This window comes from Vibrio misgurnus (assembly GCF_029635775.1).
In the GTDB taxonomy this organism is placed as follows: Bacteria; Pseudomonadota; Gammaproteobacteria; order Enterobacterales; family Vibrionaceae; genus Vibrio; species Vibrio chanodichtyis.
Map to the genome: position 1 here is coordinate 1,568,190 of NZ_CP113241.1, position 25,669 is coordinate 1,593,858.

Sequence of the window (25,669 nt, forward strand, 5' to 3'; positions counted from 1 at the left end):
AATATTTGGCATCAAATTTTCTACACTAGTTACTATACTAGTCATAAACTCGACAGAACAAGCCTACATCTAGTCAATATAACCAAATCAATCTAAGGAGTCAGGATGATTATTGGTGTTCCAAAAGAAATCAAAAACCACGAATATCGAGTGGGTATGATTCCCGCTAGCGTGCGCGAACTTATCGCACACGGCCACCAAGTTAATGTAGAAACAAATGCCGGTTGTGGCATCGGCTTTTCAGACGATGATTACATCGCTGTAGGCGCATCCATTCTTCCTACCGCTGCAGACGTCTTCGCGAGCGCAGAGATGATTGTAAAGGTTAAAGAACCTCAAACTACTGAGCGAGCAATGCTCAAAGAAGGGCAAATATTATTTACTTATCTGCACCTTGCTCCCGATTTTCCACAAACTACAGAGCTAATCAATAGCAAAGCCGTCTGCATCGCCTATGAGACTGTAACAGATAATATGGGTCGCTTACCACTGTTGGCTCCAATGTCTGAAGTTGCAGGGCGCATGTCAATCCAAGCGGGCGCACAAGCGTTAGAAAAATCACGCGGTGGCAGCGGGTTATTGCTCGGTGGTGTACCGGGAGTTGCGCCGGCTAAAGTGGTGATCCTTGGCGGTGGTGTGGTCGGTGCCAATGCCGCTCGTATGGCGATTGGGCTGCGCAGCGAAGTGACTATTTTAGATCGCAATATTGATACGCTACGTAGACTCGATCAAGAGTTTCAAGGCCGAGCAAGATTAATTTACTCAACGGCCGATGCCATCGAACAATACGTATTAGAGGCCGATCTCGTCATCGGTGCAGTGCTTATCCCTGGTGCTGCTGCACCTAAGCTGGTCACTAAACAGCTGATTAAACGCATGAAACCGGGCTCAGCGGTGGTCGATGTTGCTATCGATCAAGGTGGCTGTTTTGCTACCTCGCACCCGACTACCCATGCCGATCCGACTTATATCGTTGATCAGGTAGTACACTACTGTGTTGCTAATATGCCTGGTGCGGTGGCGCGAACTTCAACCTTTGCCCTTAATAACGCCACCCTGCCCTACATTGTAAAACTCGCCAATCAAGGTTACCAAAAAGCACTATTGCAAGATGGCGGATTTTTAAAAGGGCTCAACGTTATCCACGGTAAAGTCACCTGTAAGGAGGTGGCGGACAATTTTGGTCTCGATTATCTCGATCCTGCTCAAGCGATCGCGATGTTCAACGAATGATCAATATTCAACAAATAGTCGCCGAGAGCCGAAGCTATCGGCTCAGGCTGACAATACGCTGCGCATTCACCATCAGATTACGCGGCGTAGTTTGTCTGTCACAAAATTCGCCAATCGTGACTTGATAGCCTTGTTCTTGTAAATACAGCGCCTTATCTAACACTAACCACATTTCGAGTAAACGCCGAAACCCTTGCTGAACGAGACTGACTCGCTCCATCTGCCAAAAACGCTGTTCGCCTAATTGCTCGAAATAGGCTAGATCGTACTGTGTCACATCCAAATCAATATTTTTCTGGTGCAGCGCCCAATCACAAAACGCAGCAAAGCCTTGGTTTAAATTCGATTTTTGAATACTCGGTATCGGTATATAGGCGGTTTGGTTCAACTCATGGCTTAATAATGCATCCAAGCCTAAGCGGTAAACCATCTCCTGTTGACGCTGCCTACGCACTCTTTCGCCACCGGTTACCGTTTCCTGAAGTGGTAAACGTAGCTCTTGCTGAGTCAAGTGTAGTGCGGAATGCTGGGCTAAATTCGACATCGCTTGATAATGCGAATCGCGGATCAAATGATAGCAGCACGGCGAAAAACTGATCGCAGCCACTTGTGCAGCCGTTGCGTATTGCAACAGTTTGACGTGCAAATCGCCGCATGCATGCAGCGCAACCGCATGAGTATTCGCTTCAAATAACCTTGCCACCTCAGATTGAAATGCATCACCTTGTACAAAATTCATCGGTAAGTGCAGCAATTTGGCTTGTTGCTGACCCGCAGCACAAAGTTCAGCTTGATATTCAAAGCTAACCACCGGCTGCTGGCTAACACTGGCTAAAATCCGGCCCAGATAACCTTTACCTGCACACCATTCTAACCATTGTGTTCCTTGATGGTGAGCCAATAACACACTGCCCATTGCGACAATTTGTTGCCATTTACGCCCAGGGATCCCTTGGTCAAGATACTTTGGCAAGCTTAGTACGGTAGCGCGGGGAGCGAGCTTGATCGCAAGCATCGCCTTAATTTTAGCCAGTTGCGGAAAAAACTCACTCAAGATCGCACACAAATGCTCGGGGTTAAGTTTGTAATACTCAATCTGATCTTGCTCAAGCGCAGTCAGCCATGCACTAAGTTCCGGATGCTGATCACCCCATGGTAAGTCACTTCCACGACATGTGTGAAACGCCTCATAGCGCCAAAATGATTGCGATTGAGTTAAAAATAAATCGAGTAATTTAAACTGTGCGTGCATGCATCCTCCCGTGGGAGGAGCATTTTAGAAGCAAGCATGATGAAGTGGAAGTAAAAGCACGTTAGCGAACGGGTAAGTCGATATCTTTAAACATTTCGGCTATCTCAACGTTGGACTTTAATGAAATCGCTTGTTCAACCACCGGACGCGTAAGATGTGGCGCAAAGCGTTGCATAAAATCAAACATGTAAGAGCGCAAGAAAGTGCCTCGACGAAAGCCAATACTGGTGGTGCTGGCACTAAAAATATGACTGGCATCGATAGCAACCAGATCGGTGTCCTGTTTTTTATCGACCGCCATACTCGCAATCACCCCAACCCCAATCCCCATTCGTACATAGGTTTTGATCACATCAGCATCGGTAGCGGTGAACACTACTTTAGGGGTCATGCCGACACGATTAAACGCACTATCTAGCTCGGAACGCCCTGTAAATCCAAACACATAAGTCACCAATGGATACCCCGCAAGATCCTCTATCGTGACATGCTCTTTTTTGGTCAGTGGATGATCTTTCGGCACGACAATCGAACGATTCCAATGGTAACAAGGCAACATGATCGCATCTTGATACAAATGCAGCGCTTCGGTGGCAATGGCAAAATTGGCCGTACCTTTCGCAATCGCTTCTGACATTTGCGTTGGTGTACCCTGATGCATGTGTAACGAGACTCTAGGGTAACGTTTGGTAAAACCTTTGATCACTTCTGGCAACGCGTATCTGGCTTGGGTATGGGTAGTTGAGATATTCAAAGTGCCCATTTCAGGGTGGGTATGCTCGGCGGCTACCGCTTTAATACTTTCGACTCGGGATAAAATCTCAGTCGCGATGCGCACAATATGTTCACCCGCAGGTGTCACTTGAGTTAAATGCTTGCCGCTACGCTCAAAAATTTGAATGCCCAGCTCATCTTCTAATAGCCTGACCTGTTTACTGATCCCTGGTTGCGATGTATAAAGATTCTCGGCAGTGGCTGACACATTCAAATTGTAATTGACCACTTCCACTATGTACTTCAACTGCTGCAATTTCATTGTTGCGATAATCCCTTGTGGGGTTTGCCAGATAAACCCATATTCTATAATGATTAGTTATAACGCTTCAGCGTGATAATTCCTAGCCTTTAGCGCAAGAAGCGTGATTAGGCAATTTAGCCGTTTGCTTCATTCGGCAGAAAATTTACCATCTAACCCTCAAAACTATCGTAACATCGCTGTTTTTACTTGATAAAACAGCAATAATTAGCAGAGTAAATTGTCGGGATCACCATGAACGTGTATCCTTAATCGTTCGCCATTGAAACTGAAGATACGGATTTTATGAATACAGCTTTAATCATTGCTCTGGTGGCCATTTTGCTTGTCTTGGTCCTTGGCTACAACATTATGTTGCAATACCGAGTGAGGCTCGAAAGTGTTAAGAAACAAGAATCTTCACGTTATGTTGCGATTATTGATGCCACCGAAGATCTGATCGGTAATGCTCACCATCTACCATTTAGTAAAGAACTTTTAGTTTGCTTGAATAACCGTATTCTCGATGCGCTACAAAGTATGTATGACCTTGACCCCAAAAATAAGCAATTAGCTCAACGAATTGAAAATATGAAGGGGCAGATCGATCATCTTAAAAATAATCATTCCGGTAGTGAAAGTACCTCATTTAAAGTACCGAGCGGCGATAAACAAGCGATTGTTATGTTGAAATTGGTGAAACGCCTACGTGACACCATTCGTAGTGAGCACAACAAAGGTCGTTTTGAAACCCAAAGTTATGTGACTGAAAATGCCCGTTTAGAAACCATCCAGATCCGCATCAACATTGAAAACGTCATCAAACGGGCTAATGATTCCATTCTACGTGGCCAGCCTGGCACGGCCATCCAATTACTGCGTAAAGGGATTGATGTCTTAGCGTCAAAAAATGACAGTTACTCCAACCAAGCGCGTGAGAAACTGCAAACCATGTACGATGAACTTGAGCAAAAACGTCAGCATAAAAGTGCCGCTGACTTGCAGCAACTCGAAGAGAATGAACGTAAAAGTGATATGGACGTGCTATTTGGTGAGAAGAAAAAATGGTAATGCGCTACGCCATATTGCTTTAATTCATTCAGCACCAACAATAACGCCCTAGTAAGCTAGGGCGTTATGTTATTGAGCCATCCACACTAGAGATTAGATAAGGGAGCGATTGATAGCTTGCAGTACTAAGTCCGGTTGCTGCGCTTGGGTAATAGGACGGCCAATCACTAAATAGTCAGAGCCAGAAATCATAGCTTGGGCTGGCGTCATGATCCGGCGCTGATCGCCTTGCTCTGCCCCCTCAGGACGGATCCCTGGGGTAATTAGCTTAAACTCCGCGCCTAAATGCTGTTTCAATAGTGATGCTTCTTGCGCCGAGCAAACTACCCCATCCAAACCTGCATTTTTGGTTAATGTTGCCAAGCGCAATACATGATCCTGCGGAGCACACTCGATACCGATACCTTGTAAATCAGTTGCTTCCATACTGGTTAACACCGTTACACCAATCAATAACGGACGCTGTTTACCATAGGGCTCTAAGATCTCGCGCGCAGCAACCATCATACGTTCACCGCCACTGGCGTGCACATTGACCATCCATACCCCAAGCTCAGCCGCCGCCTTCACCGCTTTTGAGCAAGTATTCGGAATATCATGGAATTTCAAATCTAGAAACACTGAAAAACCACGCTTGTGCAATTCACGAACAAAATCTGGACCAAATAAAGTAAACATCTCTTTGCCTACTTTGAGTCGGCAGGTGTTTGGATCGATTTTATCTACAAACGCGAGCGCATCCGCGAGATTGTCATAGTCCAGTGCAACAATCACTTTTGGGTCGTTCATCGTTTCTCCTATCTGTACTGCATGTTTAAAAAAGCAGCGAAAGTCGCTGCATGGTAATCAAATGATGGGCTCATTCGCCATCCAAACCTCGGATCGGTTTAATCGATCCCCAACTTTTACACGACGGACAATGCCAATAAAGTGAATGGGTGGAAAAACCACACTTGCGACACCGATAATGAGGCTTCACTTTAAGTTGTTCACCAACCAAACGCTGTAAGGTTGATAAGCTCGCTTTGGCTCTGCCCTCTTCCGCTTCGGCAATATGAAAATCAATTAACCGATAGAAGCCTTTCATGGTCGGGTTTTTGACTAATTGGCGGGTTAAAATCTCTTGAGCGGATGCAATGCCCTCATGCTCAGCGACTAACTGAGCTAACATTAATTCAGCCGACACACCGGCTTTTTCCGCAATACAACGCCGTAAGAAAGCGATCAAATCTTGCTCACGGCCTAAATGATGGTAACACTCGGCCAAGATATTGAGCACTTCGCTGACAAAATCAATATCCTGTTCAAGTACCTTTTCTAAATAATCAATCGTATTCTGGTAATCTCGATTTTGCAGATAAAGCTTACCCAATGAAATGGAGGCACGCACACATTGAGCGTCTTCATGTAATGCTTTTTTAAACAATTGCATCGCTTTATGATCATGACCATCGGCTTTTTCAAGCATGGCCAACTCACAATAAAAATGGGCGATACTCACCTTCATGCGCTTACGCCCAAGCCTCACCAACGCGGATGCACATTCAATAGCTTTGTGCCATTCACGAGTTTGTTGGTAAATCGCGGTCAATTGCTGGAGCGCTGACTCACGATGCTCCGGTTCATCGATCAATTGCTCAAAAATTTTCTCCGCGCGGTCCAGAAAACCAGCCACCATGTAATCTTTCGCTAACTGCTGCAGAGCCAAATTCTTCTGATCTATGGTCAAGCCTGAGCGTGAAATAAGATTTTGGTGGATCCGGATCGCTCGATCGACTTCACCACGCGAGCGGAATAGATTACCTAACGCCAAGTGGGTATCGATCGTTTCATTATCCACTTGCAATAGTTCGATAAAGTGATCAACCGCTTTATCCGATTGATCAGAAAGCAACAGGTTCAAACCCGTGACGTATTGACGAGAAATTTGGTGTGATTGCTTCTGCTTGTCTTGCTGAGCACTGCGATGCCCCATATACCAGCCGTAAGCGGCGGCAATCGGCAATAACAAGAACAGTATTTCTAACATTGAAGCAGCCTTATCCGCTATGTACTGTGGTTGCTGGTGCTGATTGCTGATTAGTAACTAGTTTGAGTTGCTTAGTCAGCCTGCGGATCTTCAATTGTGATTTGAGATGCAAACCAGCGAAAAGCACACCAGCACAAGCAAAGCCAAGTACAAATACGCTACCCAGTAAGGTCGATAGATGAAACTCACCTTGCGCCAATAAGTAGTTAAACACCACCACCGATTGATTTTGAGAGCCTAAAGCTAATGCGATTAAGAAAAGAGCCAGCACCGCGACTATCTTTATAATTTTCATAAGTCATCACCTTTTCACAAAATGGCACACAGATTATGCAGGAAAACAGTACGACAAACCACGGCTAATCACCGCCCGCTATAAAAAAGCGGCACGCTAAATCAGCATGCCGCTCAGATGAACAAATTATACTCAATAACGCTTACAGGTTAACGCGCTCGCGCAGTTCCTTGCCAGGTTTAAAGTGTGGCACGTACTTACCTTCTAGCTCTACTTTATCGCCTGTTTTAGGATTGCGTCCAAAACGTGGCTCACGGTAGTGTAAAGAAAAACTACCAAAACCACGAATCTCGATTCGCTCACCAGCTTCTAGGGTCGCGGCCATCTGCTCAAGGATGTTTTTTACCGCATCTTCGATTTCTTTCGCAGACAAGTGTGTTTGTTCAGCACAGAGTCTTTCAATCAGTTCGGACTTAGTCATAGCTTCCCTCTTCGAGTGTTTACCGACTAATTATAGTCAGTAATATCAATTCCAACAAACATCTGATTTACATTGGATAAAAAGAATTTGATCGTGAACCGACTCTTATTCTAGATTCATCATTCAGCTTATTAACCGTGCGTATCATCATACGATTTCGCCACGTTTAGTCGTTATTCAGCTCTGTTCGCCAGCATGAGATGATAAGCACAAAAAAGGAGCCTTGCGGCTCCTTTTATCTATTTGCGTTAAGCTATTATTCGCCTTTCGCCGCTTTGAAAGCGTCAGCCATAGCATTACCGAACGCAGCTTCATCTTGCTTGTTCAGAGTTGCCATTACTTCTTGCTCTTCAGCTTCATCTTTTGCTTTGATAGACAGGTTGATTACGCGGTTTTTACGGTCAACACCAGTAAATTTCGCTTCAACTTTGTCACCAACGCTCAGGATCAGTGATGCATCTTCGATACGATCACGTGATACTTCAGAAGCACGGATGTAACCTTCAACGCCGTCTTCCAGCTCGATGGTTGCGCCTTTCGCGTCAACTGCAGTAACAGTACCGTTAACCAGAGCACCTTTCTTGTTGTCTGCTACATAAGCGTTGAATGGATCATTTTCCATTTGCTTGATGCCCAGAGAAATGCGCTCACGCTCAGCGTCTACTGCCAGAACTACTGCAGAGATTTCGTCGCCTTTCTTGAATTCACGAACTGCTTCTTCTCCAGGTACATTCCAAGAGATGTCAGACAGGTGAACCAGACCATCGATACCGCCGTCTAGACCGATGAAGATACCAAAGTCAGTGATAGACTTGATCTTACCCGTTACTTTGTCGCCTTTAGCTTGCGCTTCAGCGAAAGATTGCCATGGGTTAGCTTTACACTGTTTCAGGCCTAGAGAGATACGACGACGTTCTTCGTCGATATCCAGAACCATAACCTCAACTTCGTCGCCAACATTAACAACTTTAGATGGGTGGATGTTCTTGTTAGTCCAGTCCATTTCAGAAACGTGTACCAGACCTTCAACGCCTTCTTCGATTTCAACGAAGCAGCCGTAGTCAGTTAGGTTAGTTACACGACCTGACAGACGGTGACCTTCTGGGTAACGCTTAGCGATTGCTACCCATGGATCTTCGCCTAGCTGTTTCAGACCTAGCGATACGCGAGTACGATCACGATCGAACTTCAGTACTTTAACTAGGATTTCGTCACCAACGTTAACGATTTCTGATGGATGCTTAACGCGTTTCCAAGCCATGTCAGTGATGTGTAGCAGACCGTCAACACCGCCCAAATCAACGAATGCACCGTAGTCAGTCAGGTTCTTAACGATACCTTTAACTTCAGTACCTTCTTGCAGAGTTTCCAGCAGTTCATCACGCTCTACGCTGCTTTCAGATTCGATCACTGCACGACGAGAAACAACAACGTTGTTACGCTTCTGGTCTAGCTTGATAACTTTGAACTCTAGCTCTTTGTTTTCTAGGTGAGCAGTGTCACGGATTGGACGCACGTCAACCAGAGAACCTGGTAGGAACGCACGGATGCCGTTCAGTTCAACAGTGAAACCACCTTTAACTTTACCGTTAATGATACCGATAACAGTTGCAGCTTCTTCGTAAGCTTTTTCAAGTACGATCCAAGCTTCATGGCGCTTCGCTTTCTCACGAGAAAGTTGAGTTTCACCGAAACCATCTTCAACCGCGTCCAGAGCTACGTCTACTTCAGAACCAACTTGAACTTCTAGTTCGCCAGCAGCGTTCTTGAATTGTTCAGCAGGGATAGCAGACTCAGACTTCAGGCCAGCATCAACCAGAACGTAGCCGTTCTCGATCGCTACTACAGTACCTTTAACGATGGTACCTTGTTGGAATTGGGTCTCGTTCAGAAACTCTTCAAAGAGTTGAGCAAAAGATTCAGTCATTTATTTAATCTTCAATAAGTAAACGGCCACGGGTATCCTACCACATGGGGTTATTAGCTTCGCCGGTCATCATCCTTGCGACCAACGTTCTCACCTGACGTGATTAACTCACACCAGTTTAGATTCGATATATTGTAGCGCTTGTTCAACCACTTGATCGATAGTCAATGCGGTTGAATCTAGCACTAACGCGTCTTCAGCAGGACGTAAAGGAGCCACAGTACGATTTCTATCGCGATCGTCTCTTTGCTGAATTTCGCTTAAAAGGGCGTCAAATTTAACATCAAGCCCTTTGAGTTGCAACTGCTTGAAGCGTCTACGCGCTCTTTCTTCTGCGCTAGCATCAAGGAAGATTTTGGCTTCTGCCGTTGGGAAAACCACAGTTCCCATATCGCGCCCATCCGCGACTAAACCAATACCACTAGCAAATGCGCGTTGACGACGTAGCAACGCTTCACGAACACGTGGCAATGCGGCAACTTTTGATGCCGCCATACCCGTCTCTTCTTTGCGCAATTCACGAGAAACGTCTTCACCTTCGAGAATAACCTTGACCAAATCGCCTTCGGCAATAAATTGAACATCAAGGTGGGTCGCCAGAGGAACTAGCGCCGGTTCCGATTCAAGATCTACCCCATGATGAAGCGCCGCCAGTGCGAGTACGCGATAGATCGCTCCGGAGTCCAAAAGTTGAAAACCGAGTTGTTTAGCCAACAACATGCACAATGTGCCTTTACCTGCACCGCTAGGCCCATCAACGGTAACAATCGGCGTATGAGAAGACATGTTTTTCTCCACTTTTTGTTTTAGGCGGTCGAGAGCACGTCCGCATTTTCGGCGTAGAATTATAAGTGTAAAGGCGTCGAGGTGCTAGGTAAGAGTCCTGAGAATAGCCAGAAAAAGCCGATCCAGTTAAAAAAATCAACTCGGCCTAAGCCGAGTTTCACAATGAGTATTCGTGTTAAATCCGATCCACACACTGACAGTGCCAAATCATCAGCCAGTTTATAGCAAAATTCTTGCTGCATTTTGGCGCACGATAGACTCTCCAATTCCAGTCACTTGGGTAAGATCATCAGCACTCGCAAACGGGCCATTGGTTTGTCGATAATCCACAATCGCTTGTGCTTTCTTAATACCAACCCCTTTCAGTAAAGTAGCCAGCTCTTCTGCTGATGCGGTATTAATATTTACCGTGATCACTATCCCTTCTTCGATCGGTGCAACCGATGTCGCCTCTTGTGCACAAGTCAACATCGGAGCCGCAGGTAAACACAGTACAAGCAAGGCCGTCATCATTCTAGTTTTGAATTGCATAATAGACTCTCATATTGGGTTATGGAGTCCGCAGCATAGCGAGGTTAAATCGAGGCGAAAATTACAGTTTAATATAAATACAACGGGCTATTGCTATAGCCCGTTTATTTAAACATATCAATTACATCGTAACTGCTTATTCGGTCGCAATGTGATATTCAATCTTAGTACTTTGGCGTAATACACTAACCACACCGGTCAAATCTTGCTGTGCACCGATCCGTTGTAGTTGGCTAGCAATTTGCTCATGGTAAGCTGGGGTGGTTTTACTTTCTACCTTATTCAGTTCAATCACCACAATGTTGCCATCAAAATCTTTAGCTTGTGCGTACACTTGCTGTCCATCTTGCGGTTTAACCATCGCATAAACGGTATTGGCCAGTGGTGAGCTGCGATCAATCATTTGCGATTCACCAAACGCTAAGCCAGATTCGCTCAGTAGCGCACTATTACCCGCCGCTAAACCAGCAACCAGTTGGTTAGCCAACTCTAAGGCTTGCTGTTCACCTTTCATGCGAGACAATTGCTCAACCACTTGAGCCTTGACCTCAGCCAAAGGCAATAGGGTTTCAGGACGTGACTCCTCAACACGCACCACCACGACATGCTCTGGTGCTACTTCAATCAGTTCAGAGTTAAGGCCATCTTCTTTAACTTCTGCTGATTTGAGAACCTGTAGGACGGCAGGTATTGCCAGTGGATCGGGAAGTTGTGCGAATGAGACAAACTCAGTGTGCTCCACTCTAGCAGCAATGGCTTTAGCGGCGTCATCCAGAGAATCGGCATGCTCAAAAGCCAGCTTTTCCAACTCACTTTGTTTGGCATAGAAACTATCTAATGCTTGTTGATCGGCCAGTTCTAGTTTGATCGCTTGTTCAACCTCACTGTATGGCTTAACCACTGGGGCTTTCACTTCATCCAGACGAATGATGTGATAACCGAATTCCGATTTGACCAAACCTGAGACTTGGTTAGGTTCGGTAAGTGCAAATGCCGCCGCCTCAAAAGCCGGATCCATCGTATCACGCTCAATCCAGCCCAATGAGCCACCATCTTGCGCGCTACCTACATCTTGCGATTTTTGTTGGGCAAGAGTTGCAAAATCACCACCCGCCTTCAGTTGATCCAAAATGGCCTGTGCTGACTGCGCATCATCGCCCTCAATCAGGATATGACTTACCTTACGCTGCTCTGCCGTGGAGTATTTGTCCAGATGCTCTTGATAGAACTGCTGTGCAGCGTGATCATCAATGCTCAAAGTCGCTTTTAATCCATCGGCTGACAGCTCAATGTAAGAGACTTTGATCTGCTCTGGACGCGTGAAACGCTCAGTATTCGCTTGGTAATATTGCTCAATCTCTTCATCACTCAGAGTCACTTTTTGGGCAAAATCAGCCAAGGATAAAGCAATGGTGCGGATATTTCGTGTTTGTGAGATCAATTGATCTTGTAAATTCACTTCACCAGGCAAACTGAATTCACTGCCTTGCAATGCACTGATTAACTGGTTACGCACTAAATCGGTACGCAAATACTCAGCAAACATATCAGGCGAGAATCCTGCTCGGCGTAGCGCCGTTTGGTACAGTTCCTGATCAAATTGACCTTGTAGCTGAAACTGTGGCATCTCTAAAATCATTTGTCGCACTTGCTGATCACTGACACGCAAACCCAGTGAGGCGGCATATTGCTCAATCAACAAATCGTTGACCATACGATCAAGTACTGATTTACGGAAAGAAGCAACATAAGCCGGATCCGCCAGTAAATTGGAGAAATAATCCCCCAGTTGAGCTTGCATACGGTTACGTTCGTTTTGATAGGCTTGCTCAAAGTCACCACGACTGATTTCTGCATTGCCTACTTTAGCGGCCGCATTATTACCACCACTGATCAGGTAGTTACCTACACCAGCAAAAATGAAAGACAGGATAATTAATCCAAGGATAATTTTAACCGCGATGCTGTTCACGCCTTCGCGTAATCGATCCATCATAATGCTACTACTCTCCGGGGTTGATATCAGGCCTATAAGCCCAAAGTGAATGGCGCGATAATATCAGAAAAAGAAATGCGCATCAGTAGGATGCGCATAATTTCAAAAGGTTCGCAGAGATTTTGCAAAAAAACCGCAAAATCTTGATTCAAATTAGTTACAAGCGTCTTTTAGCGCTTTACCTGCTTTGAATGCAGGCACTTTTGCTTCAGCGATTTTGATCTCTTCACCGGTTTTTGGATTACGGCCAGTACGCGCGGCACGAGTACGTACGCTGAATGTACCAAAACCAACCAGTGCCACTTGGTCACCAGATTGAAGCGTATCGCTTACCGCTTCGATAAATGCATCAAGAGCGCGACCTGCAGAGGCTTTAGAAATGTCTGCATTAGCGGCAATTTGTTCTACTAGTTGTGTCTTATTCACTGTGATTCCCCTTTGGTCACCCTTTATTATTTTATCGGTGCCGATTTCGTTCCATTAAAGTTTAAAACTAGCCTAAAGCCTTGTTGCATCAGGGCTACAAGCTATAGCTCGTAACGTTAGCGCCCAAAAAAAACGCTGACAAGCCTTTTTAGGTCTATCAGCGTAAAGATTTACTTATTTTTGCTGCGCATCACTCTTTTTGCTCTCAAAGCTAACCCCGGTCGGGTCTTGCTCTAAGGCAACCTTGAGTACCTCATCGATCCACTGCACTGGTAGCACTTGCAGATCGGCAATCACATTGTCCGGAATATCTTCCAGATCACGCTCATTATCTTTCGGGATCAGCACGGTTTTAATCCCACCGCGGTGTGCTGCCAGCAACTTCTCTTTCAAACCACCAATCGGTAATACTTCACCACGTAAGGTAATTTCACCGGTCATCGCCACTTCGGCTTTGACTGGATTGCCAGTCAAGCTCGATACCAATGCTGTACACATCGCGATACCCGCACTTGGGCCATCTTTAGGCGTGGCACCTTCTGGCACATGCACGTGAATATCTTTTTTCTCGTAAAAATCGGGGTTGATGCCCAATTTTTCAGCGCGCGAGCGTACCACGGTCATCGCGGCTTGAATCGACTCTTGCATCACATCGCCAAGCGAACCGGTTTGAGTGAGCTTGCCTTTCCCAGGCATCGATTGGGTTTCAATGGTCAGCAGATCGCCGCCCACTTCGGTCCAAGCTAAACCGTTAACTTGGCCAATTCGGTTGCTCTCTTCCGCCTTGCCATAGTCAAAACGCTGAACCCCCAAAAACTCTTTTAAGTTTTGTTGGTTAATCACTACGGTTTTAACACTATTATCCAACAAAATTTTCTTCACCGCTTTGCGGCAAATTTTGGAAATTTCACGTTCTAGACCACGCACTCCAGCCTCACGGGTGTAGTAACGGATGATGCCAACAATCGCTGAGTCTTCGATAACAATTTCGCTAGCTTTCAGGCCATTGCGTTCAATTTGCTTATTGACCAGATGATCTTTGGCAATATTGAGTTTTTCATCTTCGGTGTAACCCGATAAGCGGATCACTTCCATCCGGTCGAGTAGTGGCCCCGGAATATTCATCGAATTGGATGTCGCGACGAACATCACATCAGAAAGATCGTAATCGACTTCCAGATAGTGGTCGTTAAACGAATTATTTTGCTCTGGATCGAGCACTTCTAGCAAGGCAGAAGCGGGATCGCCACGCATGTCAGAGGACATCTTGTCAATTTCATCGAGCAAGAACAGCGGGTTTTTAACCCCGACTTTCGCCATCTTTTGAATAAGCTTACCCGGCATAGAGCCAATGTAGGTACGGCGATGACCACGGATTTCGGCTTCATCGCGCACGCCACCCAGTGCCATACGTACATATTGGCGACCAGTAGCGGCAGCAATTGAACGGCCTAGTGAGGTTTTGCCCACCCCCGGCGGTCCAACTAAGCACAAGATCGGCCCTTTCAGCTTGTTAATTCGGCTTTGTACCGCGAGGTATTCTAGAATACGCTCTTTAACCCGCTCTAACCCATAATGATCGGCGTTGAGGATCTCCTCCGCTTTGGCGAGATCTTTTTTGACTTTGCTGCGCTTAGTCCACGGCACATTAATCATCCAATCAATGTAACTGCGCACTACGGTTGCTTCCGCTGACATCGGCGACATCATTTTCAGCTTGTGCAGCTCTTGCTCGGTTTTCTCGCGTGCCTCTTTAGGCATTTTCGAATCTTCGATTTTCTTTTGCAGCGTAGCAAATTCATCAGGTGTGTCTTCCATTTCACCCAACTCTTTTTGGATCGCTTTCATCTGCTCATTCAGATAGTACTCACGCTGCGATTTTTCCATCTGTTTTTTAACTCGAGTGCGAATACGCTTCTCGACTTGCAGTAGCTCGATTTCGGACTCCATTTGTCCCATCAAAAACTCTAAACGTTCAGTCACGTCGAGCAATTCGAGCACTTTTTGTTTATCAACCAATTTGAGTGGCATATGCGCCGCAATGGTATCCGCTAGCCGCGCCGCTTCATCAATCCCGTTAAGTGAGGTTAACACTTCTGGCGGGATCTTTTTATTCAGTTTGATAAAGCCTTCAAATTGATTAATTGCGCTGCGTACCACCACCTCTTGCTCACGCTCATCCAGCTCAGGGGTGATCAGATACTGCGCATCCGCCAAAAGATACTCTTCTTCATAGAACTGGGTAATTTTGGCGCGTTGCTGCCCTTCAACCAGCACTTTTACCGTACCGTCAGGTAATTTCAGCAATTGTAGGATGGTGGCGATGGTCCCGACTTCAAATAAATCGGCCACTGTCGGCTCATCCGTTTCCGCTTTCTTTTGGGCGACCAACAGAACTTGCTTGTTGTGATCCATCGCTGCTTCTAAGCATTGGATCGATTTTTCGCGGCCAACAAACAGAGGGATGACCATATGTGGGTAGACAACCACGTCACGCAGGGGTAGTACGGGGATCTCGATACGCTCGGAACGCTCCAAGTTCATATTTTTCTCTCTTCCGCTTTGCATTTGTTACGCAGTATATGGGGGCTAACTGACTGGATTCAATGACAGAATAAAAAAAAGGAGGTATTGAATACCTCCTGATTATTTTTTGTTACTTGAGATTACTCTGCGCCTGCGGCTTGACTCTCATTGGCGCTGTAGATCAGCAGCGGAGCTGACTCACCGTTGATCACAGATTCATCAATCACCACTTTACTGACCTCATCCATTGAAGGCAGTTCGTACATGGTTTCTAGCAGTACCGCTTCAAGGATAGAACGTAGGCCACGTGCCCCGGTTTTACGCTTCATTGCTTTAGCCGCAATGGCTTTTAGCGCATCTTCACGAAACTCAAGGTCAACATTTTCTAATTCAAACAACGCCGCATATTGCTTAGTCAATGCGTTTTTCGGCTCACACAGAATTTGAATCAATGCCGCTTCGTCCAGCTCAGTCAGCGTTGCCGTAACAGGCAAACGACCGATAAATTCTGGGATCAAACCGTATTTCACCAAGTCTTCTGGTTCAACCTGAGTAAACAGTTCACTCAAGGTTTTGCTGTTATCTTTAGAGCGCACATCCGCACCAAAACCGATACCAGTGCCCGTTGCCACACGCTGTTCAATCACTTTATCTAGGCCAGCAAAAGCGCCACCACAGATAAATAAGATTTTTGAAGTGTCCACTTGCAGGAATTCCTGCTGCGGATGCTTACGTCCACCCTGTGGCGGCACAGAGGCTACCGTGCCTTCGATCAGTTTCAACAACGCTTGCTGAACCCCTTCACCCGAGACATCACGGGTAATCGATGGGTTTTCTGACTTACGAGAAATTTTGTCAATTTCATCGATATAGACAATACCACGCTCTGCTTTAGCGACATCGTAATCACATTTTTGCAGCAGCTTTTGAATAATATTTTCTACATCTTCACCCACGTAACCCGCTTCGGTCAGCGTGGTCGCATCGGCCATCGTAAATGGCACATCCAACAAACGCGCCAGTGTTTCTGCCAGCAGGGTTTTACCGCTACCGGTTGGGCCAATCAGCAAAATATTACTTTTGCCAAGTTCAACGCCATCCCCTGTCGTATCACCATTACGTAAACGCTTGTAGTGGTTATATACCGCAACCGCTAACACTTTTTTGGCGTGTTCTTGACCAATCACATAGTCGTCAAGATGTTCACGAATCTTTCTTGGCGTTGGTAACGCCGTCGATTCCTTTCGCGGTAGAACATCTTTTATCTCTTCACGAATGATGTCGTTGCATAAATCAACGCACTCATCACAAATGTATACCGACGGACCTGCGATCAGTTTGCGAACTTCGTGTTGGCTTTTGCCACAGAAAGAGCAGTACAGCAGTTTACTGCTACCGCCCTCTTTGCTTTTATCTGTCATTCGCTAACCTCTTAGCCTTTACTCATTTTGGTTTGAGTGTATAACAATTCCATCAGAAATGCGTTATACAATTACCCGCTTACCCAGCGCGATGTTTGAGCACCGCGTCCACCAAACCATACTCTACTGCTTGATCGGCCGACATGAAGTTATCACGGTCCGTGTCACGCTCAATCACTTCGAGTGGTTGACCGGTGTGCTCAGCCAGTAAGCGGTTCAGCTTATTCTTAATGGTCAAAATTTCTTGTGCATGGATTTGAATATCCGATGCTTGGCCTTGGAATCCGCCCAGTGGTTGATGGATCATCACGCGTGAATTCGGTAGCACATAACGCTTACCTGGCGCACCACCGGCAAGCAAGAAAGCACCCATTGAACAAGCTTGCCCCATACACACAGTGCTCACATTAGGCTTGATAAACTGCATGGTGTCGTAGATCGACATCCCTGCGGTCACACTGCCACCTGGCGAGTTGATGTAGAGGAAAATATCTTTATCAGGGTTTTCAGATTCTAAGAAAAGCAGTTGAGCCACAACAAGATTTGCCATGTGATCTTCTACTTGACCAGTTAAGAAAATCACCCGCTCTTTAAGTAGGCGAGAATAGATGTCGTAGGAACGCTCACCACGGGAGGTTTGTTCAACCACCATAGGCACTAGTGCGTCAACAATCGGCGACATTGCATTTTTTTCTTGATAGATCATAGCCTTATATCCCTAAAATAAATGGCCCGAATGATGGGTATCACACGGACCATTGTTAGCAGATGATTGCTTATTACGTCAACCTTCTACACGACAGTTTGCTGATTAAGCGGCAACTGGGTTCATCAGCTCGCTAAAGCTGATTGCTTTTTCAGTTACTTGTGCTTTCGCAATGATCGCATCTACCGCTTGCTCTTCAAGAGCAACGTTACGCATATTGTTCATCAACTGTTGGTTTTGCTCGTAGTAAGCCACAACTTCTGTTGGGTCTTCGTACGCCGTCGCCATTTCAGTGATCAGCGCTTGAACTTTTTCTTCGTCCGCTTTCAGATCATAAGTACGGATCACTTCACCCAGCAGCAGGCCAACCATAGCACGGCGTTTCGCTTGCTCTTCGAACAGTTCACTTGGCAGTTGAGCAGCGGCTTCAACATTACCACCAAAGCGTTGTGCTGCTTGCTGACGCAGCGCATTCACTTCTTGCTCGATCAGTGCCGCAGGAACTTGGATTTCGTTCTCTTTGACCAAACCTTCAATCGCTTGCTCTTTGATGCGCGCTTTGATGGCTTGATGCAGTTCACGTTGCATATTCTTACGCACTTCCGCTTTCAGAGCCTCAACGCCACCTTCAGCAACACCAAAACGAGCGACAAACTCATCGTTCAGCTCTGGCAGTTCACGCGCTTCAACTTTGTTCACTTTGATCGCGAACTGAGCAGCTTTACCTTTCAGGTTTTCTGCGTGGTACTCTTCTGGGAATGTCACGTCGATCACCAGTTCCATACCTTTAGTTTTGCCAACGATACCGTCTTCAAAACCAGGGATCATGCGACCAGCGCCCATTTCCAGAGGGAAGTTTTCCGCTTTACCGCCTTCAAACTCTTCACCATCAATCGAACCAACGAAATCGATAGAAACACGTTTGCCGTTATCTGCAGCTTCGTCAACTTCTTTCCAAGTCGCTTGTTGCTTACGCAGTGTTTCCAGCATTTCTGCCACATCCGCGTCAGTCACTTCAGCAGTTGGTTTTTCTACGTTGATGTTTTCTAGACCTTTCAGTTCAACTTCTGGGTACACTTCAAATGTTGCAGTGAAAACCAGATCTTTGCCTTCAGCAATTTCTACTGGAGCAAAAGTCGGAGTGCCCGCTGGATTGATTTTCTCTTTCACAATCGCTTCAATGAAATGACGGTGCATGACTTCGCCCAGCATATCTTGACGCACAGCTTTACCGTACATTTTTGCAACCATCGCCATTGGCACTTTGCCTTTACGGAAACCATCGAAACGACGATTCTTCGCGATATTGCGTAATTCTGATGTTACAGCGTCTTCAATGTTGGCAGCTGGAACAGTAATATTCAGACGGCGCTGTAGGCCTTCTAGGGTTTCAACAGTAACTTGCATTATTTCTAAACCTCAAAAACTGGCTCAGGATCTCTGAGCATCATGCGCCAACACCACAAGGTGAGACGGCATTGTTGTGTTGTGCCCGATTGAACACTGAAATGTAAATATTGAGCATCGGTTTTCAAGTACATGACCCGAAAACCAGACTAATGAGCGATATCTTTAACTAAAGGTATCTCCGATTAGTCTCAGGACAAAATTTCAGACGCGACATTCTAACGACCACAGCCTAAGCTGTCGAGTGAATCCCCGTCATAGTCAAGCCAATCTTCTGAAAACCCAATCAAGTGCTAAAAATTCCACCACAAGGGAACCTCTAACGATTCTAAAATGGGGACAATATAGGCTTTTTCAATGGAATCGAGGCTTTTTTTTATTGAAAAGCAGAAAAGGAGATCTTGCTCTTATTTTGCAAGCCGAGCTTTGAACTCGGCTTGGCGATTTTTATACCCAAACAGCTTGGAGTTGCAGGTAGGCGGCAAGTGAGTGAGTCCCCATGCGCATAGACAAACTATATGATTGGGGTGAACGAACGTAGCCAACACCGCGGCAGTTCAAGTAGGAAGCGGATTGTGCCATTACAGCAGGATGAAAGTGACTCCTAATGCCAGCAAGGAAAACACTAAAATACGACCCACAACACCTAGCACACTAGGTTGTACCATTTCAACGTGTTCCATAGTGAACCCCTTGAGCTTTATGTTTATGACACTGCAATGACAATATGGTTAAGTTTCAAAAAATCAGCAACGCATTGAAAAATTAATTTTTCGTGACATAAATGACTGCAGCTCGCAGCTCTTCTCGTGCGGCAATTTTTGTGAGCTTTCCCAGCAAAGTGAGTAAGCAAATAGAGCCGTGAGCGATAATTGACTTGGTTTTGTAGCAAGCCATCCCCATTGATGGCAGTAAAGCTGGTGAAAAAGTTGTGCTTTTCAATAAAGATTGACGTATCGCAATGCGTCATCGACCGCGCCAGATTCATTATTCGCTTCTGTTTCGAAGCACCACCGATAGGATTTGTAAGATGTCTGATGTTTCCACTACCGTCGAATTTGCTACCCAAACCGTTCAGCCTGTTGTTGAATCTAGCGGCTCAATCTGGGGATATGTGGTCGGCGGAATTGTACTGGTGATCGCGGCCGGGTATTTGGGGTTTAGAAAGATCAATAAACCTGCGTTTATGATCAAGCAATTGCGCAAACGCAACCAAAAAGAGATGAAAAAACAAGGGGTAGAAAGCGCCGAAGCGATGGGCGATCTCGACCTACTACTGGATGCGGTGGAAGTGTATGCTACCGAGCAAAAGATGAAAGGCACCGAAATGGTGAAACTGCTGGCACCACTGAATGATGCAAAAAAAGTTAAATCAGCCAGTGATTTTTATCATGCGATGTCGTTTATCGCCAAAGGGATTGATAATCCAACCCTCGCGAAAAATTTGCTGAACAAATCTAAGCAAGTGAAATCCAGCTCAGCACTGATGGCTGGATTACTCAAGCGCGCAGGCATTTAATCTCGCACTAGCCGATACAGTAAGAGCCACGTGAAGTGGCTCTTATACTATTTAACCTCATTAACCTCATTAACCTCATTAACCTCACCCAATGTTATTTCATCTCAGCCAACAAAGTTTGTGAATATTGATAAGGCGTTAATTGAAACTGCTGCTTAAAGCGCGCAGAAAAACGGGTCAGTGATTGATAGCCACAAGCCAGCGCTACCTCCATTAGAGGGCGTAACTCTTGCAACAAGGCGAGCGCATAGTTCATCCGTACTTCACTCAATACTTCACGAAAGCCACTCCCTTCTCCCGCTAAATGACGAGCTAAGGTTGCGCGACTCATCGCAAAGTGTGTGGCCACCGTTTCGATGCTGTGTTCATCACCCGGATTGACACTCAGATAACGTGCGACACGCTCACGCATCGAAGCATTCGCGCTTGGAAACAGCAAATGCAGCGCATTGGCCTCACGTAACTGGGCATACAAGCCGAGTACCAGTTGGCGCTGCGTCTCTGTCGCAAGTGACTGTTGATGCATTTGGTAAACCAGCTCAAAGCACCAAGCTAAAGCAGACGTCACTTTAATTTTCGGCGGCTGACTGAGCGCTGATTGGTTCGATTGTGCGATCCATTCTGCGGGAGGGGCTTGATATAAGGTTAAAGTACGCGAATAAAATTGTGCTTGCTGCGGCACATTCACAAAAGTCAGGTACTGATTGGCGGGTAACAGCAGCCAATCAGTAGCGTTAAAATTCAGCGTCGTATCATGCCACCAGAGCTGTTTATCGCCTTGCGTCACCCAGATGATCGTCGGCGCGTAAATCAACACATTATGCAGAGGTTGTTTACGTAAACCTTTAAACTGCCCAGTTTGGACGATAGCCTGACTCATTATTGCTCCTTATTACTCGCTCACATAAGTTGCGGTGAGTGTGGCTTGGCCGAGCGCATTAGCGCGCAGCATAAAACCGACTAAAGCATTCGAAGCGCCTTGCGGGATCTCCATTTTTTCGAAAGGAAGTGCCCATACGGTAAATTGATAACGATGCATACCATGACCTTGTGGAGGACAAGCACCACCAAAGCCGCTAAATCCGTAATCGTTGTTCAGTTCACGTACCCCTTTAAGCTGCTTTGCGGCACCACGAGCCACCGCTTGTTGATTTGGTGCAATATCTAATGCAACCCAATGCCACCAACCACTGCCAGTAGGCGCATCTGGATCATAGGCGGTGATCGCAAAACTTTTGGTACCTTGCGGCGCATTATTCCAGCTCAGTTGTGGCGACAAATTATCACCGCTGCAACCAAAACCATTGAAGGCAAAATGATTCGCCATGCGGCTGCCTTCTTGGATATCTTGACTGGTGATGGTCATCATTGAGCTACTCAGCGCAGGAAAAGTTACCGCTGCGGCGAGTACAGGTAAAACATAAAGTGCTTTCATAGATATTCTCCTAATTAAGTTGACCCAACTACTCTACCTTTTTTTACGCGGAGCGGGGCAACACAAAAACTCATAATAACCACCAAATAAATATCATTTGAGCATATCTGTATGCTTGCAGCAATATGACTCGTCTACTAAGTGATGGCGATCCTTTATAGGATATCGCAGACCTCACGCGCTAAGCTGATCATACACAGACAAAAAAGCCCAACTCGAAGGTTGGGCTTAGCTAAAAACTCAATTTAGCTTAGATTTTGCATACCGCTTTCCATGAGCCATCTGCCGCAGAAGGTGTACTGTTGGTCCACCAGTTGGCTTGCCATACTGAACCATTGTGGATCAGTTGATCACCGCCGGCTGCGTGATCGCCGCGTGGAAACTCAGGGTAAACTTTCAGTCCCGTTGGGTTAATACCAGCATCAGCACAAGATTGACTCGCACCACCTTCGCTACCATTGCCGCCATCGGTGGCACCTGCAAACGCTGGCAGAGTTGGGAACTCTTTCTTCAAGCCAACTGTTTCATTACCAACAATAAAGCGTACCCCGTTAGCCACACCTGAAACTGGCGTGTAGTACACCATATCGACACTGTATTCACCGCCAGCTGGGATCGTTTCCGTGGCACGTAGCGTTACCGCTACTTTGTGGAACAGTTTCTTCTCACCATTTACTGAGAAGTTAGTGCCAGTATGGCCACTTTCGATCACTTTAAGCCCTGCGCCACTCCAATCTTTAACGATGTCACCGGTTGAGGTTGGCATTAAGAACTCAATCGTAGAACCACCAGGGATGGCAACGTCTGAGTGGTTTTTAAACACTACCGTTGGGTTGATTGGGTAGTTGCTATCGCCTTCTGGCCAATCGGTGGTCGACACTGTGATATCAATCACCGAGTCAGGCTGTGGCAGATCGTTATGACGAATATCCATCGGATCTGCTGCTGCAAACACTTCATGAGCATAAGTGGTCATGTCTGAACCAATCACATATTCACGTTTCACCGCATCATACGAATAGTCGCCAGCCATTTCCCAAATCATCATGCCGCCTAAACCGTTATCGACGATGTAGTCCAGTTTTGGCTTAAGTGAGTCTTTATCTTCAATGCTTAGGAACACTTTTTTGGTGTCGTTCCACAGCCATGCAGCTTGCAGATCTTGGCTCCATACCCGTTCATACTTACCTTCAATCAGGTGTTTTGGATTGGTAGGATCCATGCCCCACGCAGGACCATAGCTTGGCATTCCATCAATGCCTAGTGCATCAGCGTGCATCAGGTTCATCGCATGCCACATTGGCACGACACCGGCTTTGATTTCATTGCCATTCTCATCCAGATCATGCCAGATGTTATCTGTACCTTCTGCGCCCCAGCCACAAATGCTGGTACCCGCAGGGCAAGTAGATTGGTTTGGCTCAACCGCACGGCCCCACAACCCTTTTTCACCGCCGCTCACACCTTGCCAGCCACGAGTGTAGTAAGGAATACCCATGTTGATTTGGCTTGGCTTGAATGCACCACGGAAGAAGTGATGTGTCCACGCTTGGTTCAGATAACCAACACCTTGATATTCAGCGGTGTTATAAACACCCCATTTGGCCAGCTCTGCATCTTTGCCATCATCAAACAACGCTGCTTGCGGGCCGACGAACTCGTTCCACGTACCGTGCAGGTCGTAAGACATGATGTTGACGTAATCCAGCACATCTTGCATCGCAAAATCTTGCATACCGCGCAGTAGGTAACCCGATGATGGTGCCGCGATAGTCAGCATGTAACGACGACCATCTTCTTCACCGGCTTTATCCAGTTCTTTACGCAGTTCAGTCATCATTACCATGTAGTTATCCCACAGTTGGCCACGACACTTGTTTGACTGCTCGAAATCAATTGGGTTACCGGAATCTTTCATCGATGATGGGTATTCATAGTCAATATCCACCCCATCAAAATCGTATTTACGGATGAAATCTACCGCTGACTGATTAAACGCCTTAATGCCTTCCATGTTGACGGAGCAAGACGCCAGATCAGTGGTCATTGGATAGAAGCCACCGGTTTCTGCCCAGCCACCAACCGAAATCAGTGTTTTAACATCAGGATACTGCTGCTTGAATTTGCTCAGCAAATTGAAATGACCTTGATATGGGAGAGCAGGATCCATCTCTGCACCCGGTACATTATCCCACGTCATTTGGGTTGCCGACTCATCCACTTGCATACTGAAATCAGCAGGATTGATGCTGGCAAACGCGTAGTTAATGTGAGTCAGTTTTTCCCACGGTAAATCGCCGGCTAAATAAGCTGGCAGGCCATTTTTACCAGTACGCCATGAGGTGTAGTAACCGATAATACGGCGTGGGTGATCATCACCCATACATTCAGTACCATCTTCACGATAAATTTGTTTGATGTCACAGCTTAGGTTACCGGTGCCCATCTCTTGGGCATTCACTGTGATGGTTGGCGTTGACGTTTGATGCCCAGCGGCATCATAAGCAATCGCTTCAATGGTGTATTGACCCAGCGCTGCTGGAGTCCAAGCCAGTTGATATGGGGCTTGAGCAACACGACCAATCAAACTGCCATTGACTAAAAACTCAACCGCCGTCAGATCGCCATTTTCATCACTCGCATTGGCCGCTAACGTGGTGGCTTTGCCTAAAAATACCGTTTGTCCGTTACGTGGATTGGTCAGTTCAATCTGTGGAGCAACTGGCACTTCTGGCTCTGGCTCAACCGGTGGATCAATTTCTTCGGCTTTTACGGTAATACGTACCGCTTGCTCTTTAAGCAGACCTGAAGTGTCTTCTACGATCGCTTTGATCGAGTGTGCACCCTCGCCCACCGCAATCCAGCTAGCTTGGAATGGTGCTTGTGTCAGCTCGGCAATTTGCTCACCGTCAACCAAGAAAGTTACGGCTTTCACCGTGGTATTGGTAGCGCTTACGTTAGCCAGCATCGCAACCACTTGACCTTCAATAAATTCAGCACCTTGAACTGGAGAAGCCAGCTCCAAAGAGAGTTCAGGTTGACCTGGCTCAACCTCACCATCTGTCTCCACAGTGATCGTACTTTGCAGCAGACTTAGGTCGAGAACGCCGCTCACGCCCAAAGTCATCTCGATGCTCGCACCTGGCAACAGTTGGCTATTAACCCAACTGCCTTGATCAAAGCCTAAGGTTAAGCGGTTATTAAATACTGAACCTTGCGCGGTGCTGCTAAAGCTCATGCTTGGGTATGAAATGCCGGTAGCTGACCAAGAAGGTGTCGTTAAAGAGAGGTTGCTATCAAACACAATACTGGCATCACGCAGTTCGACTGGATTATTGCCATTGTTAGTCAATGTGATTTTGTAGTTGTTCCACCATTCGCTCTCAGAACCAACGATAGAAGCATTACTGTTGATTGCCGCCTGCGCTGCAGGCATCGCCATTCCTACTGCTAACGCAAGAATGGTTGGCATTAAAGTTAATGTTGATTTTTTCATCGTTACCAGACTTATTTAATTGAACAAATTTTCTCTCCTATTATAAGAAGAAAACAATTTCATTCTGTTTCATCTGGATGTAAGCAAATGTAAACATCACTCGATAAATACAAACCATCGCACAGCACGCAATCAAATCAATCAAAAATGCAATCTCAAAAAAACATCTGAGATCAC

Annotated in this window: 21 protein-coding genes and 1 pseudogene; 3 read left to right on the forward strand and 19 right to left on the reverse strand. The window is 46.2% G+C overall.

Going from position 1 to position 25,669, the window contains the following annotated elements:
* Positions 1–105: 105 nt before the first annotated feature.
* Entirely contained in the window at positions 106–1,233 is a 1,128-nt protein-coding gene (ald, locus tag OOK74_RS07275; RefSeq protein WP_278182501.1) for an alanine dehydrogenase, read from the forward strand.
* A gap of 34 nt (positions 1,234–1,267) precedes the next feature.
* Here ald and OOK74_RS07280 read toward each other — a convergent pair whose 3' ends face one another.
* Together OOK74_RS07280 and cysB are read right to left on the reverse strand one after the other, a co-directional pair.
* On the reverse strand, positions 1,268–2,485 hold the full coding sequence (locus tag OOK74_RS07280) for a methyltransferase (protein WP_278182502.1): 1,218 nt from the start codon (positions 2,483–2,485) through the stop codon (positions 1,268–1,270).
* Positions 2,486–2,546: 61 nt separating this feature from the next.
* A complete protein-coding gene (gene cysB / locus OOK74_RS07285; protein ID WP_274721332.1) occupies positions 2,547–3,521 on the reverse strand; it encodes an HTH-type transcriptional regulator CysB in 975 nt (324 codons plus the stop codon).
* Between the two features lie 285 nt (positions 3,522–3,806).
* Here cysB and OOK74_RS07290 point away from each other — a divergent pair, with 285 nt between their 5' ends.
* On the forward strand, positions 3,807–4,571 hold the full coding sequence (locus OOK74_RS07290; protein WP_274721331.1) for a DNA repair protein: 765 nt from the start codon (positions 3,807–3,809) through the stop codon (positions 4,569–4,571).
* Positions 4,572–4,664: 93 nt separating this feature from the next.
* Here OOK74_RS07290 and pyrF read toward each other — a convergent pair whose 3' ends face one another.
* From pyrF to OOK74_RS15080, 14 genes and pseudogenes are all read right to left on the reverse strand, one after another.
* Positions 4,665–5,360: an orotidine-5'-phosphate decarboxylase gene (pyrF, locus tag OOK74_RS07295; protein ID WP_274721330.1), complete on the reverse strand. Its 696-nt coding sequence runs from the start codon at positions 5,358–5,360 to the stop codon at positions 4,665–4,667.
* Positions 5,361–5,430: 70 nt separating this feature from the next.
* Positions 5,431–6,600, reverse strand: coding sequence for a lipopolysaccharide assembly protein LapB (gene lapB / locus OOK74_RS07300; protein WP_274721329.1), 1,170 nt, complete (start codon positions 6,598–6,600; stop codon positions 5,431–5,433).
* A gap of 10 nt (positions 6,601–6,610) precedes the next feature.
* Positions 6,611–6,895 carry a LapA family protein gene (locus tag OOK74_RS07305; RefSeq protein ID WP_274721328.1) on the reverse strand — a complete coding sequence of 95 codons (285 nt, stop codon included), beginning with the start codon at positions 6,893–6,895 and terminating at the stop codon, positions 6,611–6,613.
* A 142-nt stretch (positions 6,896–7,037) separates the two neighbouring features.
* Positions 7,038–7,316, reverse strand: coding sequence for an integration host factor subunit beta (gene ihfB, locus OOK74_RS07310; protein ID WP_166014712.1), 279 nt, complete (start codon positions 7,314–7,316; stop codon positions 7,038–7,040).
* 256 nt (positions 7,317–7,572) lie between these two features.
* Entirely contained in the window at positions 7,573–9,243 is a 1,671-nt protein-coding gene (gene rpsA / locus OOK74_RS07315) for a 30S ribosomal protein S1 (protein WP_166014711.1), read from the reverse strand.
* A gap of 108 nt (positions 9,244–9,351) precedes the next feature.
* Complete coding sequence (cmk, locus tag OOK74_RS07320) at positions 9,352–10,029, reverse strand: (d)CMP kinase (protein WP_274721327.1); 678 nt, start codon at positions 10,027–10,029, stop codon at positions 9,352–9,354.
* Between the two features lie 219 nt (positions 10,030–10,248).
* Complete coding sequence (locus OOK74_RS07325; RefSeq protein ID WP_166014709.1) at positions 10,249–10,560, reverse strand: ComEA family DNA-binding protein; 312 nt, start codon at positions 10,558–10,560, stop codon at positions 10,249–10,251.
* 136 nt (positions 10,561–10,696) lie between these two features.
* The gene (gene ppiD / locus OOK74_RS07330) at positions 10,697–12,556 is read right to left on the reverse strand and encodes a peptidylprolyl isomerase (RefSeq protein WP_274721326.1); all 1,860 of its coding nucleotides are present in this window, start codon (positions 12,554–12,556) and stop codon (positions 10,697–10,699) included.
* Positions 12,557–12,709: 153 nt separating this feature from the next.
* Positions 12,710–12,982, reverse strand: a complete 273-nt coding sequence (locus OOK74_RS07335) for an HU family DNA-binding protein (protein WP_166014707.1) — start codon at positions 12,980–12,982, stop codon at positions 12,710–12,712.
* Between the two features lie 174 nt (positions 12,983–13,156).
* The gene (gene lon / locus OOK74_RS07340) at positions 13,157–15,526 is read right to left on the reverse strand and encodes an endopeptidase La (protein WP_274721325.1); all 2,370 of its coding nucleotides are present in this window, start codon (positions 15,524–15,526) and stop codon (positions 13,157–13,159) included.
* A 122-nt stretch (positions 15,527–15,648) separates the two neighbouring features.
* The gene (gene clpX, locus OOK74_RS07345; RefSeq protein WP_166014705.1) at positions 15,649–16,929 is read right to left on the reverse strand and encodes an ATP-dependent protease ATP-binding subunit ClpX; all 1,281 of its coding nucleotides are present in this window, start codon (positions 16,927–16,929) and stop codon (positions 15,649–15,651) included.
* Between the two features lie 79 nt (positions 16,930–17,008).
* Positions 17,009–17,635, reverse strand: a complete 627-nt coding sequence (gene clpP, locus OOK74_RS07350; RefSeq protein ID WP_166014704.1) for an ATP-dependent Clp endopeptidase proteolytic subunit ClpP — start codon at positions 17,633–17,635, stop codon at positions 17,009–17,011.
* Between the two features lie 105 nt (positions 17,636–17,740).
* A complete protein-coding gene (tig, locus tag OOK74_RS07355) occupies positions 17,741–19,042 on the reverse strand; it encodes a trigger factor (protein ID WP_274721324.1) in 1,302 nt (433 codons plus the stop codon).
* Positions 19,043–19,335: 293 nt separating this feature from the next.
* A pseudogene (locus OOK74_RS15080) lies at positions 19,336–19,449 on the reverse strand (TolB protein); the annotation flags it as partial.
* 623 nt (positions 19,450–20,072) lie between these two features.
* Between OOK74_RS15080 and OOK74_RS07360 the strand changes: the two are divergent.
* A complete protein-coding gene (locus OOK74_RS07360; protein ID WP_277206030.1) occupies positions 20,073–20,561 on the forward strand; it encodes a hypothetical protein in 489 nt (162 codons plus the stop codon).
* 94 nt (positions 20,562–20,655) lie between these two features.
* Here the strand turns inward: OOK74_RS07360 and OOK74_RS07365 are convergent, their stop codons facing one another.
* The 3 genes from OOK74_RS07365 to OOK74_RS07375 all read right to left on the reverse strand — a co-directional run bounded on the left by OOK74_RS07365 (position 20,656) and on the right by OOK74_RS07375 (position 25,468).
* A complete protein-coding gene (locus OOK74_RS07365; RefSeq protein ID WP_274721323.1) occupies positions 20,656–21,441 on the reverse strand; it encodes a helix-turn-helix domain-containing protein in 786 nt (261 codons plus the stop codon).
* 12 nt (positions 21,442–21,453) lie between these two features.
* Entirely contained in the window at positions 21,454–21,996 is a 543-nt protein-coding gene (locus OOK74_RS07370) for a YbhB/YbcL family Raf kinase inhibitor-like protein (protein WP_274721322.1), read from the reverse strand.
* Between the two features lie 250 nt (positions 21,997–22,246).
* A complete protein-coding gene (locus OOK74_RS07375) occupies positions 22,247–25,468 on the reverse strand; it encodes a glycosyl hydrolase family 18 protein (RefSeq protein WP_278183260.1) in 3,222 nt (1,073 codons plus the stop codon).
* Positions 25,469–25,669: the final 201 nt, after the last annotated feature.